The following is a 2,128-nucleotide window of genomic DNA, read 5'->3' on the forward strand; positions in this document are numbered from 1 at the left end:
CTTGTGTCCGCAGAGGCCGTGTGCGGATGAGCCTGTGTGCGATTGAGCAGGTGCGTCGTTTGGGACCCGTTCGCGCTGCATATCGTCGGGCGTGTTGCATTCCGAGGGGGTCGCTGTGATGCGGCTCACCCTGTGGGTGTCTGAGGCAGGGCATGCGCGATCATTGAGCTCACCGTGGCGACGCGGTGAGCCAGGTCGCCGGCAGGGATGTCGATGAGCTTGTAGCCGAACGCGCGGTAGCTCTCTTCGTGGATCTTTTCGAAAGCCAGTGGTTCCTGGAAACTGATCCGCCGGGCCGCGGTCGGCTCGCAGAACCCTAGATTGCGGACGAAGAGCACTTGCCGCTCGTAGACCCCTTCGGAGGTGATCCGTTCGAGCTCCGCGGCCAGCGCCGGAGACACCGGCCACCCCAAGTAGGTGGCGAGGGCGTGGGCGCAGACCGGTGACCGGTCGAACACCTGAACAGAGCCGGTGGCCTCCAACTGTCGCTGCCGCTGCAGAGCGACGATCTCGTCGATGAAGGACGCCCGTGTCCATGGCTGGTCCTCGCCCAGCGCCTGCGCTTGTGCGATGACTGCCGTTGCCGCCTCCTCGACAACCCCGTATCCAAGCTCGTCCAGGCACCGCAGGATTGATGTCTTGCCCGCGCCCGGCGTGCCAGTGAGAACGTACCGCCGCATGATCCGAGAACCCTTTCTTGCAGGTCGAGACAGGTCCATTGGTCACCGTTTGGGCCTCCGGCGGAGGCAACGAGCCAGTGGAGCCCTGGAGATGGGGATGGGGGACACAGGCGGATCCTCGAACGGCCGATATGCCGGAGACACCCCTGATGTCCAAGGTGTTGAGCAAGGCAACCACGGCCAGATTGCTCATCGTCCTGCTTCGTTCCAGTACATCCTGTCGACCAGAGTCTCGGCAACCACCGCTGAGCAACCGGGTGTCAGAACGAACGGTTCAGGAGTCCCGCCGCATCAACTGCATGTCCCGATGACGGTGGTTCGCGGTGCGGGCAGACGGCTCACCCTGCTTGCCTCAACGACGGCGTCGCGGAGCCGGATGATCTCCTCGTGCTGGGCGGCGAGCCGGGCCAGGGCCTGGCTGCGGAAGTCCGTGAGCTCTGCAATCGTCTGCTCCGACTGGGCCAGCCGTTCCCGAAGCTTGGTGTTTTCTGCCTTGAGCCGGGCGATCTGGGCTTCGCGGGGATCGGGGATCTCGCCAGCCTCTTGGATGGCGTGCAGGCGTCGTTCGAACTCAACTCGTAGGTGGGAGTAAGGGCGGGTGCCGTAGAACGCGGTCCGGTCGACTGCGGCTTCACGGGCAAGGGTCTTGATGTCACAGGTGCCGCCGGGCGGGATCTCGCCGCGAAGGAGCCGGTCCATGGCGGCCCGGATGCGGTTCTCGTTTTCGTTCCGTTGTGCTGCGGTGATCCTCATGCGGAGTCCTCGTCGAGTTGGTCGAGGGCGGCCTCGTCGATCTCGGCGACGACCCGAAGCGCCCGGTCATAGTCGTTCTGCAGGCGGGCATGTTCAGTCTTGCGCGTCTTGCCCAGGTGGCCGAGGAACGTCTTCGTCCGTTCGGCGTGCTCGGCCCAGACGGGCCGGTGGCAGGGGTGGTGGGTGGCTTGCGGGCAGCGGGCGGAGTCACACATCCCGACCAGCGGGCGGTCGGCGGTGGGGGTGCCGGCGAGTTTGAGGCAGAGCGCCCGGGACGAATCGGTGAACCAGCAGTAGTTGGCCGGGCCGATGTACAGGGTCTTGGCGCGCTTGGTCAGCAGGTTCAGCACATCCCGGTCACTGCGCTGGATTTTGGGTGCCGATGCTGCTGTCGGTTCGAGTTTCTCGTCGATGCTGGAGAAGAACTCGGTGAGGCTCCGGGCGCCGGGCCCGGCGGGCAGAATGCCTTCTTGGTAATTGCGGACCTCAGCCAGGACCAGGTCCAGGTTGCGGTCGCTCTCGTGCTTGTTGACCTCGGCCAACAGCTCGGCCTGGGCCCCGCCGGGGCGCGAGGCATACCCCTCTGTCGTCGCGACAGCGACATGTTTTAGGTGAATCTTGGAGGCCAGCACACCGCCGGGACGGTAGGCCATTTCCAGGGCCAACGTCCGTCTGAGCATTCTCAAGTTGACCTG

The 2,128-nt window shown here is 65.1% G+C and carries 2 protein-coding genes and 1 pseudogene; all 3 read right to left on the reverse strand.

The annotated features are described in order from the left end of the window. Window positions 1-125: 125 nt before the first annotated feature. Window positions 126-680 (reverse strand): ATP/GTP-binding protein, encoded by a 555-nt coding sequence (locus tag IG78_RS0140940; RefSeq protein ID WP_030574843.1) that lies wholly within the window; start codon window positions 678-680, stop codon window positions 126-128. Between the two features lie 291 nt (window positions 681-971). Further along, on the reverse strand, window positions 972-1,433 hold the full coding sequence (locus tag IG78_RS0140945) for a hypothetical protein (RefSeq protein WP_030574846.1): 462 nt from the start codon (window positions 1,431-1,433) through the stop codon (window positions 972-974). After that, window positions 1,430-2,128, reverse strand: a pseudogene (locus IG78_RS0140950) (site-specific integrase); the annotation flags it as partial. The gene IG78_RS0140945 and the pseudogene IG78_RS0140950, both read right to left, overlap by 4 nt.

The organism is Streptomyces aureocirculatus (assembly GCF_000720475.1).
In the GTDB taxonomy this organism is placed as follows: domain Bacteria; phylum Actinomycetota; class Actinomycetes; order Streptomycetales; family Streptomycetaceae; genus Streptomyces; species Streptomyces aureocirculatus.

Bases quoted from the DNA above. Each gene is read 5' to 3' on its own strand.
- IG78_RS0140945 (WP_030574846.1), bottom strand. From the start codon at position 1,433: ATGAGGATCACCGCAGCACAACGGAACGAAAACGAGAACCGCATCCGG.
- IG78_RS0140940 (WP_030574843.1), bottom strand. From the start codon at position 680: ATGCGGCGGTACGTTCTCACTGGCACGCCGGGCGCGGGCAAGACATCA.